We start from the raw sequence: 17,087 nt of genomic DNA, 5'->3' as shown, positions 1-17,087 counted from the left end.
CGCTTTCTCCTTACAGTGCCAGTTCGCGATTCAGTACCAGCGCCAGCAGCGCCTGGCGAGCGAAGATGCCATTTCCAGCCTGCTGAAAATACCAGGCGTGCGGCGTGCTATCCACGTCGGTGGTGATCTCGTCGATACGCGGCAGCGGATGCAGCACTTTCATGTTGTCGCGCGCACCGGCTAAATCAGCGGCACGCAGAATGAACTGTGCTTTAACGTTGGCGTATTCCGACGGATCGAGGCGCTCTTTCTGCACGCGCGTCATATACAGAATATCGAGTTGTGGCATCACTTCTTCGATGGTGTCGTGGCGTGACCAGGCAATGTTCTGCTCATCCAGCATATCGGTGATGTACGCCGGCATCGCCAGCGCATCCGGCGCGATAAAGAAGAAGCGGTTGCCATCAAACTTCGCCAGCGCCTGCGTCAGTGAATGCACGGTGCGGCCATATTTCAGGTCGCCGACCATTGCCACATTTAGGTTATCCAGGCGATTTTGCGTTTCGCGGATGGTGAAGAGATCGAGCAGCGTTTGCGTTGGATGCTGGTTAGCGCCATCACCGGCGTTGAGGATTGGAATGCCGCCGGAGAATTCCGTCGCCAGACGCGCGGCGCCTTCCTGCGGATGACGCATCACGATGGCATCAACGTAAGTCCCAATCACCGAAATGGTATCGGCGAGGGTTTCGCCTTTCTTGCCGAGCGAGGTGTTGCTACCGTCGGCGAAGCCTACCACTGACGCACCGAGACGATGCATCGCGGTTTCAAACGACAAACGCGTACGCGTTGAAGCCTCAAAGAAGCAGCTGGCGATCACATTGTGTTTCAGCAGCTCCGGCTGGGGATTGGCTTTCAGCTGGGCAGCGGTATGCAGCACCAGCTCCAGCTCGTCGCGGTTGAGATCGTTGATGGAAATAATGTGCTTGCGATATAGCGGGTTGGCCATAGCGTTCTCCTCTGCGCTGCCGGATTGCGGACAAAAAAAAGCCCCTGCTTAAGGGGCTTTTTTTACGATCGATTGATGACGGAAAGAAACAGATGCGCCGCCCGCTGTCAGGCGTCGTTGAGCGTCAAATTGTGCGCTGCGCTGTTGCATGTTTCCTCCGGCAAATTGGGCCGCATTATACGCATTCACTGATTTGCATCAAGCAAATATCGCGCGCGAGGTAAACGTTTGCGGCGCCACCAATCATAGCTTGCCGAGCGTCGCGACCATCACCGCTTTAATGGTGTGCATGCGGTTTTCAGCCTGATCGAACACAATGCTGTGCGCAGATTCAAACACCTCATTACTCACTTCCATGCCATCGTGCAAACCGTGCTGCTCGGCCATTTGACGGCCCAGCGTGGTTTTGTCGTCATGGAAGGCCGGTAAGCAGTGCAGGAACTTCACCTGCGGATTGCCGGTCAGCGCCAGCATCGCGCTATTAACCTGATAAGGACGCAGCAGGGCGATGCGATCTTCCCACACCGATTTGGCTTCGCCCATCGACACCCACACATCCGTGTAGATGAAGTCGGCACCTTGCACCCCTTCAGCGATATCTTCAGTCAGGGTGATTTTGCCACCGGTTTGCTGTGCGGCCGCGCGGCATTGCTCCACCAGTTCCGCTTCCGGCCAGCAGCCTTTTGGCGCCACCAGACGCAGATCGAGGCCGACCAGCGCAGCGGCTTCCAGCATGCTGTTGCCCATGTTGTTGCGCGCATCGCCGACGTAAACCAGCGTCATTTCATTCAGCGATTTACCCGGCAAATGTTCCTGCATTGTCAGCAGATCGGCCAGCAGCTGCGTGGGGTGGAATTCGGTGGTCAGGCCGTTCCACACTGGCACGCCAGCGAATTCCGCTAAGGTTTCCACCAGTTCCTGGCCGTAGCCGCGATACTGAATACCGTCATACATGCGTCCCAGCACGCGCGCGGTGTCTTTCATCGACTCTTTATGGCCGATTTGGCTGCCGCTTGGGCCGAGATAGGTGACGTTAGCGCCCTGATCGTAAGCGGCAACTTCGAAAGAGCATCGGGTACGAGTCGAGTCTTTTTCGAAGATGAGCGCGATGTTTTTGCCTTTCAGGTACTGCGTTTCGCTGGCATTTTTCTTTGCGTGTTTTAATTCACCTGCCAGACTTAGCAGAGAATCGATTTCGGCTGGGGTGAAATCCAGCAATCTCAGGAAATGTCTTTGATGTAGCTGACTCATACAGCGCTCCGGATGCCTACATTAAATGAATTAAAATTCAATTTAACCGTATGAATATGCATTTTCAACCCCGGTGTTAAGAAACTTGTTGTTTTGTGTAGTGGCGCGCGAGGCAGTGTGGGAAAATAATTGAATTCAGCCGAATATTTGAGGACACACCCATGGCATATGAAGCATTGCTGGAAGAACAGCGCGAAGAGACGCGACTGATCATTGAAGAGTTGCTGGAAGACGGCAGCGATCCAGATGCGCTTTACACTATTGAGCATCATCTCTCCTGCAACAACTTCGACTCGCTGGAGAAGGTCGCGGTTGATGCCTTCAAGCTGGGCTACGAAGTGAGCGAGCCAGAAGAGCTGGAGCTGGAAGACGGCACCACCGTAATGTGTGTGGATATCCTGAGCGAAGGCGCGTTGAAGCCAGAGCTGATTGATGCGCAGGTTGAGCAGCTGGTGAATCTGGCGGGCAGCTACAATGTCGATTACGACGGTTGGGGCACCTACTTTGAAGATCCTGATGCCGAAGATGAAGACGACGAAGGCGAGTTCATCGACGACGAAGAAGACAACGGTGTGCGTCACTAAGCATTAATGGGCGGCACTCGCCGCCCTGAACACGTTTCCCCGTAAGACAAAAGACTGCCCATGAATTACGCTCCGCTATTAGAACCGATCTATCAATTCCTGCATTGCCGCACGCCACAAGCGTGGATTGATGAAGCGCGCAAGCCGGAAAATCTGACGTTGCTGCTCACCGATCACATGGTTTGTGAATTGAAAGCCGCGCAAACCGCGGTGTTCATCATCCGTAAATACGTGGCGGATAAGCCAAGTGGTGATGCCATTCTGGCGTGGCTCAAGCCGTATGAAGATTTTATCTACCGCGACGAGCAGGACGGTAACTTTATCAATGCCCACAAGAATCTGACCAAAAGCATTATCGTGCGCAACGAGCTGCCGTGGGCCGATGATTTGGTGGAGATGATGGTGCTGCTGGTGAAAGAGGAGCTGCACCACTTCTATCAGGTGTGGGAAATCATGCAGTCGCGCGGTTTGCCGTATCGCAAAATCACTGCCAGCCGCTATGCCAAAGGTTTGATTCGCGAAATTCGCACATACGAGCCGGAAGCGCTGGTGGATAAGCTGATTTGCGGGGCATACATCGAAGCGCGATCCTGCGAACGTTTCGCCAGCCTGGCGCCGTATCTGGATGAGCAACTGGAGAAGTTCTATATTTCGCTGCTGCGCTCGGAAGCGCGTCACTATCAGGATTACCTGAAGCTGGCGCAGCAGATTTCGCCGAAGGAGATTGCGCCTCGCGTGCAGGTGTTTGGCGAGGCAGAAGCGCGCTTAATCAGCGAGCCGGATGGCGAACTGCGGTTTCATAGTGGAGTGCCGGCGGTTTAGGTTTGTGCGCGCTGTCCCCCATCCCGGCCTTTCCCCGCTAGCGGGGGAAGGAGATGCTGCCACATGCAGCTTCAACGCTGACATGTGGCAGCATCTTCCTCCCCCATTTATGGGGGAGGACCGAGGAGGGGGACAGCGAGCACACACAGCGAGCAAATCACAACACCTTCAGCATCCGCACTTCACAATCCACATGCCCGGTACAACCCATCGCGCTCTCAATCAGCTCAAACCCCAACGACTCATACAACTTAATCGCACGCGTCAAACTGCCGGTGGTTTCCAGATAGCAGCGCTGAAAGCCCTGCTGACGGGCGAATTCCATGGCACGCAGCGCCAGATCGCGCGCCAGACCTAAGCCGCGCACCTGCGGCAGGAAATACATTTTCTGCAGCTCACAGATATCCGGCGCGCTACAGGCCAGCGGTGCAACGCCGCCGCCGCCCACCACCACACCGTCATGTTCCACAATCCAGTAAGCGCTGTTGGCTTCGCTGTAGAGTTCGAACAGGCGATCGAGATGGGGATCGGACACGGTGTAGCCTTTATCCGCCGTCAGGCCAAATTCGGCTGACACATCACGGATCACCTGTGCAATCAGCGGGTTATCGGCGGCTGTAATGGGGCGCACCTTTAAATTAATGGGAGCGTCGGTGGTCATCATTATCTTCCGGTATAAAAAAGCCGGGCAGTGCCCGGCTTCGATTAAGCAGTTGGACTGAAGCGCTTACAATGCCGCAATCACGCCCTGCTGTTCAAACAGTTTTGCTTTTGATTGCTCAAGCTCAGCCACGCGCTCACGCTCTTTGGCGACAACCGCTTCCGGCGCACGTGAGACAAAGCCTTCGTTCGCCAGCTTGGTCTGGATCTTCTCAATTTCGACATCAAGTTTCACCAGCTCTTTCGCCAGACGCTCCAGCTCGGCTTCTTTGTTGACCAGATCCGCCATCGGAATCAGCAACTCAGCGCCTTCAACAATCTTGGTGACCGAAACCGGGCCTTTCTCGCCTGCAGGCAGAATGGTCAGGCTTTCCAGACGCGCCAGACGCGACAGGAAGGTGCGGTTCTCTTCGACGCGACGCTGCGCGGCGGCAGAGCAGTCACGCAGCAGCACGTCGAGCGGCTTGCTTGGTGCGATGTTCATCTCAGCACGGATATTACGTACCGCGACGATCGCCTGCTTCATCCACTCGATATCGGCTTGCGCCTCGGCATCCTCTTTCGCCGCGTCATACTGCGGGAACGGCTGCAGCATGATGGTATCGTGATCGATGTTTTTCAGGCCTTTCACACGCTGCCAGATGGTTTCGGTGATGTAAGGAATGATCGGATGCGCCAGACGCAGCAGCGCTTCCAGCACGGTGACCAGCGTATTACGCGTACCGCGCAGTTCCGCTTCGCTACCGCTGGTCATCACCGGCTTGGTCAACTCCAGATACCAGTCACAGAACTGGTTCCAGGTGAAGTCGTACAGAATGTTGGCCGCGATATCAAAGCGATAGTTATCCAGCGCTTCACGGTAGGCTTTTACGCTGCGGTTGAATTCGCTCAGAATCCAGCGATCCGCCAGCGACAGCTTCATTTCGCCGCCGTTTTGTCCGCAATCCTGCTCTTCGGTATTCATCAGCACGAAGCGGCTGGCGTTCCACAACTTGTTGCAGAAGTTGCGGTAGCCTTCGAGGCGCTTCATATCCCAGTTGATGTCACGACCGGTAGAAGCCAGCGCGGCAAGGGTGAAGCGCAGCGCATCGGTACCTGAAGGCACGATGCCGTCCGGGAACTGCTTTTCGGTACGTTTGCGGATCTTCTCAGCCAGCTGCGGCTGCATCATGTTGCCGGTACGTTTCTCCAGCAGATCTTCCAGCGAAATGCCGTCAATCATATCCAGCGGATCGATGACGTTACCTTTCGACTTGGACATCTTCTGGCCTTCTTCATCGCGGATCAAACCGGTCATATAAACGGTTTTGAACGGCACCTGCGGCTTGCCGTTTTCATCTTTGATAAAGTGCATGGTCAGCATGATCATGCGCGCAATCCAGAAGAAGATGATGTCGAAGCCGCTCACCAGCACGCTGGTTGGATGGAAAGTACGCAGCGCTTCGGTATTCTCCGGCCAGCCCAGCGTCGAGAAGGTCCACAGACCGGACGAGAACCAGGTATCCAGCACGTCGTCGTCCTGGCGCAGCGCCACATCGGCGGCCAGATTGTTTTCCTGACGCACTTCGTCTTCGGTGCGGCCAACATAGACGTTGCCGTCGTTGTCGTACCATGCTGGGATGCGGTGTCCCCACCACAGCTGACGTGAAATACACCAATCCTGAATGTCACGCATCCATGAGAAGTACATGTTTTCGTACTGCTTCGGCACGAACTGGATATCGCCATTTTCTACCGCTTCAACCGCGACTTTCGCCAGCGGTGCGGTGCGCACATACCATTGGTCGGTCAGCATTGGCTCGATGACCACGCCGCCGCGATCGCCGTAAGGCACGGTGAGGTCGTGCGGTTTGATCTCTTCCAGCAGGCCAATCTCATCAATGGCGGCAACCATCGCTTTACGCGCGGCGAAACGCTCCATTTTCTGGAACTGTGCCGGGATGTCGTCTGCGCACGCGTCGCTGACTTCGCCATTGGTATCGAACACTTCCGCGCGCTCGCGGATGTCGCCATCAAAGGTCAGAATGTTGATCATCGGCAGCTTATGACGACGACCCACTTCGTAGTCGTTGAAGTCATGCGCAGGCGTGATCTTCACGCAGCCGGTGCCTTTTTCCATATCAGCGTGTTCATCGCCAACGATCGGAATACGACGGTTCACCAGCGGCAGGATCAGCTCTTTGCCGATCAGATCTTTATAACGCGGATCTTCCGGGTTAACCGCGACGCCGGTATCGCCCAGCAGGGTTTCCGGACGCGTGGTCGCCACCACCAGATAATCTTTGCCTTCAGCGGTTTTCACGCCGTCAGCCAGCGGATAGCGGATGTGCCACATCGAGCCTTTGCTCTCGCGGTTTTCCACTTCCAGATCGGAGATTGCGGTACGTAGTTTTGGATCCCAGTTTACCAGGCGTTTGCCACGGTAAATCAGGTTCTCTTTGTACAGGCGGACAAACACTTCGCGCACGGCGTTGGACAGACCTTCGTCCATGGTGAAGCGCTCGCGCTCCCAGTCAACCGAGTTGCCGAGACGACGCATCTGGCGAGTAATGGTGCCGCCGGATTCCGCTTTCCACTGCCAGATTTTGTCGATGAACGCATCGCGGCCATAATCCTGGCGCGTTTTGCCCTCTTCAGCGGCGATTTTGCGTTCTACCACCATCTGCGTAGCGATACCGGCGTGATCGGTACCGGCCTGCCACAAGGTATTTTTACCCTGCATGCGCTGGTAGCGAATCATGGTATCCATGATGGTCTGCTGGAAAGCGTGACCCATATGCAAGCTGCCGGTGACGTTCGGCGGCGGGATCATGATGCAAAAGCTTTCCTGGCTGGTATCGCCATTCGGTTTAAAGTAGCCCTGCTGTTCCCAGTGCTCGTAGAGCGGCTGCTCGATATCTTGCGGGTTATATGTCTTTTCCATTTCTACACTGTCGTTTGCGGCGAGGGTGGCGTCGCCGTATTCAATTGGAAACCAACGCTGCGATAGGCTTTGTAGCGATCGCGCGCCAGTTGTTTTAGAGATTCTTCATAAGGAACGAAGTCTATCACTTCATGGAAACCAGTAGCAAAATCTGCGAACTGTGGCAGAAGGCTGATCAGCAGGTCGCGCGGTGAACTGCCGCGACGCTGTGGCCAGGCCAGCTCAACCGGAGCGCCGTAGCGCGGGCCTTCTCCCGCCAGATTGTGCGGCACAAAGGCGTTAGCCGGAAGTTGCCAGAGCGCTTCATCCAGCCGATTGGCTTGTTCTTCGTTTTCGCAGGCAATCAGGATGCGTTTGCCGTCACGCCAGCGTGTTTCGGCAAGAGAGCACACCAACGCTTCGATGGCGGTTAGGCCGTCGTCGGCGCTCTCAGACTCCATCACATAGAAAGTGGCGTTTTTCATGGGATCCTTTGGATGAGAGGGGGGGCTGGGTGCTTGCTGTCCCCCCACCTCGGTCCTCCCCCACAAGTGGGGGAGGAAGATGCTGCCCTATGTTAGTTGTGAATTCGCATGTAGCAGCGTCTCCTTCCCCCACTTGTGGGGGAAGGCCGGGATGGGGGACAGCCATCACCAGATCAATCGTCGCCGTTCAACCCTGCGCGATTCAGCAGGAACTGCGACAGCAGCGGTACCGGACGGCCGGTTGCGCCTTTGGCTTTACCGGAACGCCATGCGGTACCGGCGATATCCAGGTGCGCCCAGTTAAACTTACGCGCAAAGCGCGCGAGGAAGCAGGCGGCGGTAATCGCACCGCCAGGACGGCCGCCAATGTTCGCCATATCAGCAAAGTTGGATTCCAGCTGCTCCTGATACTCATCCGCCATCGGCAGACGCCAGGCGCGGTCGCCGGACTGCTCAGATGCGCTGATCAGCTCGTGCGCCAGCGGATTGTGGTTCGACATCAAACCGCTGACATGGTGACCCAGCGCAATCACGCAGGCGCCGGTCAGTGTGGCCACGTCAATCACCACTTCTGGCTCGAAGCGTTCAACGTAGGTCAGCGCATCGCACAGTACCAGACGGCCTTCGGCATCGGTATTCAGCACTTCAACGGTTTGACCTGACATAGTGGTCAGCACGTCGCCCGGACGCATCGATTTGCCATCAGGCATGTTTTCACAGCCCACCAGCACGCCAACCACGTTCAGCGGTAAATTCAGTTCCGCCACCATGCGCATCACGCCGTAAACGGACGCCGCACCGCACATGTCGTACTTCATCTCATCCATGGAATCGGCCGGTTTGATCGAGATACCGCCGGAATCAAAGGTTAAGCCTTTACCCACTAGCACGATGGGGCGCGCTTCCGGATCGTGATTGCCTTTGTACTCAATCACCGACATCAGCGATTCATTGTGCGAACCTGCGCCGACCGCCAGATAGGCGTTCATCCCCAACTCTTTCATCTGCTGTTCGCCGATGACGCGGGTGGTGACATTTTTGCTGTACGCATCCGCCAGCTGACGCGCCTGCGACGCCAGATACGCGGCGTTACAAATATTTGGCGGCATATTGCTGAGATCTTTGGCGGCTTTCACACCGGCAGCTACGGCCAAACCGTGCTGAATGGCACGCTCGCCGCTGGTAAGTTCACGGCGGGTCGGCACGTTGAACACCAGCTTACGCAGCGGACGGCGCGGCTCGACTTTGTTGCTTTTCAGCTGATCAAAGTTGTAGAGCGCTTCTTTAGAGGTTTCGACCGCCTGGCGCACTTTCCAGTAAGTATTGCGACCTTTGACGTGCAGTTCAGTCAGGAAGCACACCGCTTCCATTGAGCCGGTGTCGTTCAAGGTATTGATTGTCTTCTGAATGACCTGCTTATACTGGCGCTCATCAAGCTCGCGCTCTTTACCGCAGCCGATCAGCAGGATGCGTTCGGAGAGGATATTCGGCACATGGTGCAGCAGCAGCGTTTGGCCCACTTTTCCTTCCAGTTCACCGCGGCGCAGCAGGGCGCTGATGTAGCCATCGCTGATTTTATCCAGCTGCTCAGCAATGGGTGACAAACGGCGCGGTTCGAAAACGCCAACAACAATGCAGGCGCTACGCTGTTTTTCCGGGCTACCGCTTTTTACACTGAACTCCATGCACTCTCCTGAATCTTAAAGACAACGGCCTTGGCTGTCGTTAGAATGTAGCGCGCTCGTAACTCATTAATTCGTTGCGACGCCATGACAATTCAACGCCGGTAGTCATAATGAGTGGTGGTGACAAGTATGTTGTTTTTTCACCACACTAACGCGTTCGTCATACTATTTTAGCTACGATGACGGCCATTGATGAAGAAAAATGGCTGATAAGCGTTGAAACTAGCGATTTTCCTGCAAAAAGACAAGTTATCACAGGCGTACTAAGCGTGATCATCATTAGATATCTGGTTCGGGAAACGCTCAAAAGCCAGCTGGCTATCCTCTTCATCCTGCTGCTGATCTTCTTTTGTCAGAAGTTAGTGCGGATTTTGGGAGCTGCGGTGGATGGCGAAATCCCAACAAACTTAGTTCTGACATTGTTAGGACTCGGCGTGCCTGAAATGGCACAACTTATCCTGCCCCTAAGCCTGTTTCTGGCGATTTTAATGACCCTTGGGCGGCTGTACACCGAAAGTGAAATCACGGTGATGCATGCCTGCGGCCTGGGCAAAAGTGTGCTGATTAAAGCCGCGATGATCCTGATGCTGTTCACCTCGCTTGTGGCGGCAGTCAACGTCATTTGGTTAGGGCCATGGTCATCACGTTATCAGCAGGAAGTGACGCAAAACGCCAAATCTAACCCAGGCGCGGCGGCGCTGGCGGCTGGGCAGTTCCAGACCTCTAGCGACGGCAATGCGGTGCTGTTTGTTGAAGATGTGAAGGGCAATACCTTCGGCAACGTGTTCCTGGCGCAGCTGCGTCCGAAAGGCAACGCGCGTCCCTCGGTGGTGCTGGCTGATAGCGGCCACATGGAGCAACACAAAGATGGCTCGCAGGTGGTGACGCTGGATAAAGGCACGCGTTTTGAAGGCACCGCCTTGCTGCGTGACTTCCGCATCACGGACTTCGTCAACTATCAGGCGGTGATAGGCTACAAAGAAGCCACGCTCGATCCGAACGATGCCGATCAGGCGGATATTAGCACGCTGATCAAGACCAAAACCCCGCAGTTCCAGGCGGAACTGCACTGGCGCTTGACGCTGATCTTTGCAGTCCTGGTTATGGCGTTGATGGTGGTGCCGCTTAGCGTGGTGAACCCGCGTCAGGGCCGCGTGCTGTCGATGCTGCCTGCCATGCTGCTGTATCTGATCTTCTTCTTACTGCAAAGTTCTCTGCGTTCCAACGCCGCGAAAGGCCGCTTCGATCCGGCCATCTGGATGTGGGTGGTGAACTTCTCCTATCTGGCGCTGGCGGTGCTGCTGAACATGTGGGATACCGTGCCGATGCGTCGCATCCGCGCGCGCTTTAGCCGTGGAGGATCGGTCTGATGTTTAAGGTTCTTGACCGCTATATCGGCAAAACCATCTTTAACACCATCATGCTGACGCTGTTCATGCTGGTGTCGCTGTCGGGCATTATTAAGTTCGTCGATCAGCTGCGGAAAACCGGGCAGGGCGCTTATACCGCGCTGGACGCCGGTTATTACACGCTGCTCAGCGTACCGAAAGATATCGAAATCTTCTTCCCGATGGCGGCGCTATTGGGCGCACTGCTCGGTTTGGGCACGCTGGCGCAGCGTAGTGAACTGGTGGTGATGCAGGCATCGGGCTTTACCCGCATGCAGGTGGCGCTGGCAGTAATGAAAACCGCGATTCCGCTGGTGCTGTTGACCATGGCGGTGGGCGAATTCGTTGCACCGCAGGGTGAACAGATGGCGCGTAACTACCGTGCGCAGCAGCTGTACGGTGGCTCGCTGGTTTCGACGCAAAACGGCCTGTGGGCGAAAGACGGCAACGACTTCATCTACATCGAGCGCATCAAAGGCGATAACGAGATTGATGGCGTCAGCATCTACAAGTTCAGCGATCAGCGCCGTTTACTCAGCGTACGCTATGCGGCGAGTGCCGCCTGGGATGCGGATAAAAAGGTCTGGGCGCTGTCGCAGGTCGATGAATCGGATCTGCAAGATGCCAAACAAATTACCGGCTCGCAAAGCCTGAGCGGCGAATGGAAAACCAACCTGACGCCTGACAAGCTCGGCGTAGTGGCGCTGGACCCGGACGCGCTCTCGATCACCGGCCTGTATAACTACAGCAAATACCTCAAGCAGAGCGGCCAGGTTGCAGGGCGCTACCAGCTGAATATGTGGAGCAAAATCTTCCAGCCGCTCTCTGTGGCGGTGATGATGCTGATGGCGCTGTCGTTTATCTTTGGTCCGCTGCGAAGCGTATCGATGGGCGTGCGCGTGGTGACGGGGATTAGCTTTGGCTTCCTGTTCTACGTATTAGATCAGATTTTTGGCCCGCTAAGTTTGGTATACGGTTTGCCGCCGATTCTGGGTGCGATTCTGCCAAGCGGCGCGTTCTTCGCCATCAGCTTGTTCCTGCTGATGAAACGCCGCTAAGCCTTGTAAGGTCGCCATTCATGGCGACCTTTTTACTGAATACGCTCGATCCAACCCGGCACCTGCGACAACACATACAAAATCAGCCCAATCGTCCCGCCAACCAGCGTACCGTTAATGCGGATAAACTGCAGGTCGCGGCCGATATTCAGCTCAATTTGCTGCGACATATCGCGCGCATCCCAGCTTTTCACCGTATCGCTAATATGGCGCGTCAGGAAGGCAGCAAACTCAGGCGCTATGCTGCGTGCGGCATCTTCCAGATGCTGATTCATCGAGGCGCGCAGCGCTTCGTCAGCCGCCAGCGTCTCGCCCAGCCACAGCGCGGCCAGTCTGACGCGCTCCTGCACCCGTGAATCCTCACTATTTAGATCGTCTTTCAGCCAGCCCCGTAAATCCTGCCACAGCTCGCCAATGTAGCGATTGAACGACTCATCTTCCTTCAGCCAGCTCTTGATGTTTTCAGCACGTTCCGCCATTTCGGGATCGCTTTTCAGCCGCTCAATCAGCCGCTGCACCGCGCGGTCGAAGCCCAGGCGCAACTCATGCCCCTGATCGAGCGCGACCTGATCGAGTATCGAATCCACCGCATTCGCCACCAAATCGGCGCTGTGTTCGCCCAGCCATTCGGTGGGCAGCATTTTGGCTTTGATCGGATGTTCGCGCTTGAGCCAGCGCACAATCTGCGCGGCGATAAACTCGCGCGTACCGGGCTTGTGCAGCAAGCGCAGCAGCTGTTGTACCGCCGCATCCAGCAGCTCCTGATGGCGATTATTTTTCGTCAGGCTATCCAGCAGCAGCGCGCTGGATTGGGTAAGATCAACCTTATCCAGCGCACGATGCACCGCACGGCGCAGAAAGCGCTGAATGCGCTGATCATCGGTGAGATCGAGAAAACCGCGCATCACCTGTAACAGATGACGACCAATGCGATCGGCGTTGCCCGGCGTGTTCAGCCACTGCGCCAGCATCTGCGACGGATCGTGGCGGCGAATTAGCGCCAGCAGCGAATCGGTATCGAGGAATTTCTCCTGCACGAAGCGACCCAGATTCTCGCCAATGCGATCTTTATTGCGCGGAATAATTGCCGTATGACGTGAGATAAACGGCACCGGCACGCGCCGGAACAGCGCCACCACGGCGAACCAGTCGGCTAATGCGCCGACCATCGCCGCTTCTGCGATTGCCTTCAGCCCAAGCACCCAAAAGTTGGCTGGCAGAAACAGCGTCACAATAAAGGTGGCTGCCGCAATCAGCAGCAGTGACAGCGCCAGACGTTTACTGCGCTTAAGTTGTTGGAATTTATCCATAGTTCCTTAAATACCCTAAACAATTCGAGTTGCAGGAAGACATACAGCTAACGCACCTGCGGCTTGAAGTATGCCGGGTATTAGCGACGTCGGCCGCCAAGAAGGCTTCCTAATACACCTCGAATGATCTGATTGGTGACCTGGCGCGCGGCACTCTTCGCCACGCTCTGCACCACGCCGTCGCGCTTGCCGCCGCGTGGGCCAGTGGTGCCGAACAGAATGTCCTTCAGACCGCCGAGAATACCGTCATCAACGGCAACCTTGTTGCCTTTGGCTTCCGGCGCGTTGGCTTGCTGCGTGGTGGCCTGCACGCCTTTTTGCAGCATTTCGAACGCCGACTCGCGATCGACTTCGCTATCGTATTTACCGTACAGCGGCGAATTGTTGATCAGGCCATTGCGTTCATCCTGCGTAACCGGCCCCATGCGCGATCCGGGCGCAATCACCATCGCCCGCTGCACCATCGATGGACTGCCTTTTTCATCGAGGAAGGAGATCAGCGCTTCGCCGGTGCCGAGCGCCTGAATCGCCTCGACGGTATCAAACGCCGGATTGGCGCGCATGGTTTCGGCGGCACTTTTTACCGCTTTCTGATCTTTCGGGGTAAAGGCGCGCAACGCATGCTGCACGCGGTTGCCGAGCTGGCCCAGCACGTTATCGGGAATATCGGCGGGATTCTGCGTAACGAAATAGACGCCAACGCCTTTCGAACGGATCAGGCGAATCACCTGCTCAACTTTCTCCAGCAGCACCGGCGGCGCGTCGGTAAACAGCAGATGCGCTTCGTCGAAGAAAAACACCATTTTCGGCTTATCGAGATCGCCAGCTTCGGGCAAGTGCTCATACAGCTCGGCCAGCAGCCACAGCAGGCTGGTGGCGTAGAGTTTCGGCATTTGATAAAGCTTTTCTGCCGAGAGGATATTGATAAAGCCTTTGCCGTTGCTATCGCAGCGCATCCAGTCGCGGATATCCAGCATCGGCTCGCCAAAGAAGTGCTCAGCACCTTGCTGCTCCAGCGCCAGTAATCCGCGCTGAATCGCCCCAACGGACGCGCTGTTGATGTTGCCGTATTGCGTCTGGAAGGCTTTGGCGTTGTCGCCGATGTATTGCGTCATGGCGCGCAAATCTTTGAAATCCAGCAGCAACAAGCCCTGATCGTCGGCGATGCGGAAGATGATTTGCAGCACGCCCGATTGCACGTCGTTAAGGTTGAGCAGCCGCGCCAGCAGCAGCGGGCCGAGATCGGATACCGTGGCGCGCACCGGATGGCCTTGCTGACCAAAAATATCCCACACCATCACCGGATTTTTCTGCGCCTGCCAGTCGCTGACGCCAATCTTCGCCAGACGCGCCAGCAGCTTCTCGGATCCTTCGCCTGCGGCGGAAATGCCGGTGAGATCGCCTTTCACATCGGCCATAAACACCGGCACGCCGATATCGGAGAAGGATTCCGCCAGCTTTTGCAGCGTAACGGTTTTGCCGGTGCCGGTAGCGCCGGTGATCAAACCGTGGCGGTTCGCCATGTTGGAGAGAAGATGCAGTTGAACGTCAGGCGTTTGGGCAATCAGTAACGGAGTGGTCATGATTTTTTCGCTCTCAGGCAATAGGTTATGCCAGAAGGATAGCAAGCGGCGCGCGAGGAGGGAGGAGGATTGTGCCGAAAAAGGCGTAATTATGTGCCTGCTGTCCCCCATCCCGGCCTTCCCCCGTAAACGGGGGAAGGAGGTTAGGCGCGCGCTGTCCCCCATCCCGACCTTCCCCCGTAAACGGGGGAAGGAGATGCTGCCACATGCAGCCTCAGCACTGGCATATGGCAGCATCTTCCTCCCCCATTAATGGGGGAGGACTGAGGAGGGGGAAAGCGAGCACAATTTTGGTGGGAGGACCGAGGAGGGGGAAAGCGAGCACAATCCAAAACTATTTCTGCACCGTATCAAAAAACAGCAAACTCACACCAATCCCTTGCTGCACATGATTCACGTTATTCCGCACCGCAACCTGCTGCGCGCCCTGCAGCGTCACCACGAACGGTGAGTTCTGCTGCACGGTTTTCTGCAAATCGGTATAGAGCGCACGGCGCTTAACCGCATCGCTTTCACCGGCCGCTGCGCGGGTTTTCGCACTCAGATCCGGAATATCCCAGCCGACGCGCCACGCCAGGGTTTTGGAACCGCCCGGCACGTTATAGGCAAAGGCGCTGGCGTTGGTGTTTGGATCGACATAGTCTGCGCCCCAGTAAATGAAGATCGACTGGAAATCGCGACCGCGCATTTTGCTCCACAGCTCCGATTCCGCCACCGGCTGTAACTCAATCTGCACATCCGCTTTGGCGAAGCTGGCCTGCAGCGCCTGCGCCACGTCAATATAGGGCGGCTGATTGATCACCGTCAGCGCAAACTTCGTCCCCGGCTTGATGCCGCCTTTGGCTAAAATCTCTTTGGCTTTCGCCACATCGTAGTGGAACGGCTGATCGTCCAGCGCGCCGTCAAAGCCCTGCGGCAGGAAGCTCTGATGAATGCGGTACTGACCTTTCAGCAAATCCTTCGAGAGGGTGTTGTAGTCCACCAACCAGCGCGCGGCTTGCCACAGCGCCGGATTGCCCAAGGCCGGTTGCGCTTTATCTTTGGTATTGAAACCGAGGTAGTAAACCAGGCTCGAAGGGAAGGCTTCAATGCGCAGATTCTTGTCGCTCTTCAGCGCATCAATTTGATCCGGGCCAAGCTGATACGCCACATCAACATCGCCTTGCTGAATCAGCAGACGACGCGCACTGGCATCCGCCACGCCTTTCAGCAGAATGCGTTTCAGCTTCGGCTGCGGATTCGCTTGTTGGTTGGCGCTCAGCACCAGCGCCTGCTGTGGCACATATTGCTGAAGGATAAATGCGCCGCTGCCGGCGGAATGGGTATGCAGCCAGCCGTTGCCGAGATCGTTATTAGCGACGTGTTGCTGCACGGTTTTGCTATCCACCACCGAGGCCACCGGAGCGGTCAGCAGGCGCAGCGCCAGGTTCTGACCAATCTGCGCTGGCCACTGAATCTCCAGCTGATGGTCATTCAGCACTTTGAACTGGCTGGCGATGTTTTCATTGGTCCAGCCAAATTCGGCGAGGATGAAAGAGGGCGCTTTGTTCAGCTGCACCGCGCGCGTCAGTGAGAAGATCACATCCTGCGCCGTCACCGGATTGCCGCTGGAGAAGTGTGCGTTGGGTTTGATGTTGAACACTAAGCTGTGCGGCGTGCTGCCCTGTTGCCAGTGGGTGGCCAACAGCGGTGCCAGCTTCTGCGGATCATGACGATCCGCCTCCACTAATGTTTGGTAGATGTTGCGCTGCACGCTGTTACTGACGGTTTCGAAGCTTTCAGCGGGATCGAAGCTAATAATGCCGTCGAGCGGGACGGCGACGACAAGGGTATCTTTCGGTGTGGCGGCGTGCAGTGCAAAACTGCTGCCCCATAAAGCGACGAGCAAAATCAGTGAGCGCATTATTATTGTCCTGAGTGATAGATAAATTCACTCTATCTCTGCCGTCGCTTTGGCAAAATGCCGGTTTGTTCTGAGCTGTGCCGGAATATTACAATTGATTACCAGGGGGAATTATTGCGTTTATTTTGTGCGCGACTTGTCATTTCCGCTAAATAGATCGTTCATCTGCTGGTCAATAAAGTAAATAAGATGTTATAAATGAGAATAATTCTCTGGTATGGAAGTATGATTTTTTTTCATTGATTCATTTCTGCGATTATTTCTTTGCGCGATAATTCCTGGTCAAATGCCCACTGATTCGTGCCACTTTCCCATCAAATGTACGGTTAAACCCTGTTTTTTCGCCTCGAAAGCCTTTTACCAAGCCTTAACCTAAATTCAACATGATGACTTAATTTCATCAAAACACATCCATAATTGAATTTTTACATTCTGAAATACCTATATCCCTAAGATTGCCAGGTTATTTACCGATTTATAAAGCTATTAACAAAAATAATTATCTTTCTT

The 17,087-nt window shown here is 55.6% G+C and carries 13 protein-coding genes; 4 read left to right on the top strand and 9 right to left on the bottom strand.

Going from position 1 to position 17,087, the window contains the following annotated elements; genetic code table 11:
• Positions 1-10: 10 nt before the first annotated feature.
• A complete protein-coding gene (gene pyrB / locus PZBJ_RS09245; RefSeq protein WP_101762233.1) occupies positions 11-946 on the bottom strand; it encodes an aspartate carbamoyltransferase in 936 nt (311 codons plus the stop codon).
• A 243-nt stretch (positions 947-1,189) separates the two neighbouring features.
• A complete protein-coding gene (argF, locus tag PZBJ_RS09240) occupies positions 1,190-2,197 on the bottom strand; it encodes an ornithine carbamoyltransferase (RefSeq protein WP_101762232.1) in 1,008 nt (335 codons plus the stop codon).
• A 161-nt stretch (positions 2,198-2,358) separates the two neighbouring features.
• Here argF and rraB point away from each other — a divergent pair, with 161 nt between their 5' ends.
• Complete coding sequence (gene rraB / locus PZBJ_RS09235; protein ID WP_101762231.1) at positions 2,359-2,781, top strand: ribonuclease E inhibitor RraB; 423 nt, start codon at positions 2,359-2,361, stop codon at positions 2,779-2,781.
• Between the two features lie 60 nt (positions 2,782-2,841).
• Entirely contained in the window at positions 2,842-3,603 is a 762-nt protein-coding gene (gene miaE / locus PZBJ_RS09230; RefSeq protein WP_101762230.1) for a tRNA isopentenyl-2-thiomethyl-A-37 hydroxylase MiaE, read from the top strand.
• A 157-nt stretch (positions 3,604-3,760) separates the two neighbouring features.
• Here miaE and PZBJ_RS09225 read toward each other — a convergent pair whose 3' ends face one another.
• The 4 genes from PZBJ_RS09225 to pepA all read right to left on the bottom strand — a co-directional run bounded on the left by PZBJ_RS09225 (position 3,761) and on the right by pepA (position 9,335).
• Entirely contained in the window at positions 3,761-4,264 is a 504-nt protein-coding gene (locus PZBJ_RS09225; protein ID WP_101762229.1) for a GNAT family N-acetyltransferase, read from the bottom strand.
• A 66-nt stretch (positions 4,265-4,330) separates the two neighbouring features.
• Positions 4,331-7,186 carry a valine--tRNA ligase gene (locus tag PZBJ_RS09220; protein ID WP_101762228.1) on the bottom strand — a complete coding sequence of 952 codons (2,856 nt, stop codon included), beginning with the start codon at positions 7,184-7,186 and terminating at the stop codon, positions 4,331-4,333.
• Positions 7,187-7,188: 2 nt separating this feature from the next.
• Positions 7,189-7,650 (bottom strand): DNA polymerase III subunit chi, encoded by a 462-nt coding sequence (locus tag PZBJ_RS09215; protein WP_061718226.1) that lies wholly within the window; start codon positions 7,648-7,650, stop codon positions 7,189-7,191.
• 173 nt (positions 7,651-7,823) lie between these two features.
• Positions 7,824-9,335, bottom strand: coding sequence for a leucyl aminopeptidase (gene pepA, locus PZBJ_RS09205; RefSeq protein ID WP_101762227.1), 1,512 nt, complete (start codon positions 9,333-9,335; stop codon positions 7,824-7,826).
• Between the two features lie 269 nt (positions 9,336-9,604).
• Here pepA and lptF point away from each other — a divergent pair, with 269 nt between their 5' ends.
• Positions 9,605-10,705, top strand: a complete 1,101-nt coding sequence (gene lptF / locus PZBJ_RS09200; RefSeq protein ID WP_101762226.1) for an LPS export ABC transporter permease LptF — start codon at positions 9,605-9,607, stop codon at positions 10,703-10,705.
• A complete protein-coding gene (gene lptG, locus PZBJ_RS09195; RefSeq protein ID WP_101762225.1) occupies positions 10,705-11,781 on the top strand; it encodes an LPS export ABC transporter permease LptG in 1,077 nt (358 codons plus the stop codon). The genes lptF and lptG overlap by 1 nt, the downstream gene beginning before the upstream one ends.
• 32 nt (positions 11,782-11,813) lie before the next feature.
• Here the strand turns inward: lptG and PZBJ_RS09190 are convergent, their stop codons facing one another.
• From PZBJ_RS09190 to PZBJ_RS09175, 3 genes are all read right to left on the bottom strand, one after another.
• On the bottom strand, positions 11,814-13,091 hold the full coding sequence (locus PZBJ_RS09190) for a DUF445 domain-containing protein (protein WP_101762224.1): 1,278 nt from the start codon (positions 13,089-13,091) through the stop codon (positions 11,814-11,816).
• Positions 13,092-13,171: 80 nt separating this feature from the next.
• Positions 13,172-14,674, bottom strand: coding sequence for a helicase HerA-like C-terminal domain-containing protein (locus PZBJ_RS09185; protein ID WP_101762223.1), 1,503 nt, complete (start codon positions 14,672-14,674; stop codon positions 13,172-13,174).
• A 334-nt stretch (positions 14,675-15,008) separates the two neighbouring features.
• Complete coding sequence (locus PZBJ_RS09175; protein ID WP_101762221.1) at positions 15,009-16,577, bottom strand: ABC transporter substrate-binding protein; 1,569 nt, start codon at positions 16,575-16,577, stop codon at positions 15,009-15,011.
• Positions 16,578-17,087: the final 510 nt, after the last annotated feature.

Source organism: Pantoea endophytica (assembly GCF_002858935.1).
Classification (GTDB): domain Bacteria; phylum Pseudomonadota; class Gammaproteobacteria; order Enterobacterales; family Enterobacteriaceae; genus Pantoea; species Pantoea leporis.
The sequence above is the reverse complement of the archived record's forward strand: the minus strand, read 5'-3'. Positions and strand labels throughout refer to the sequence as shown.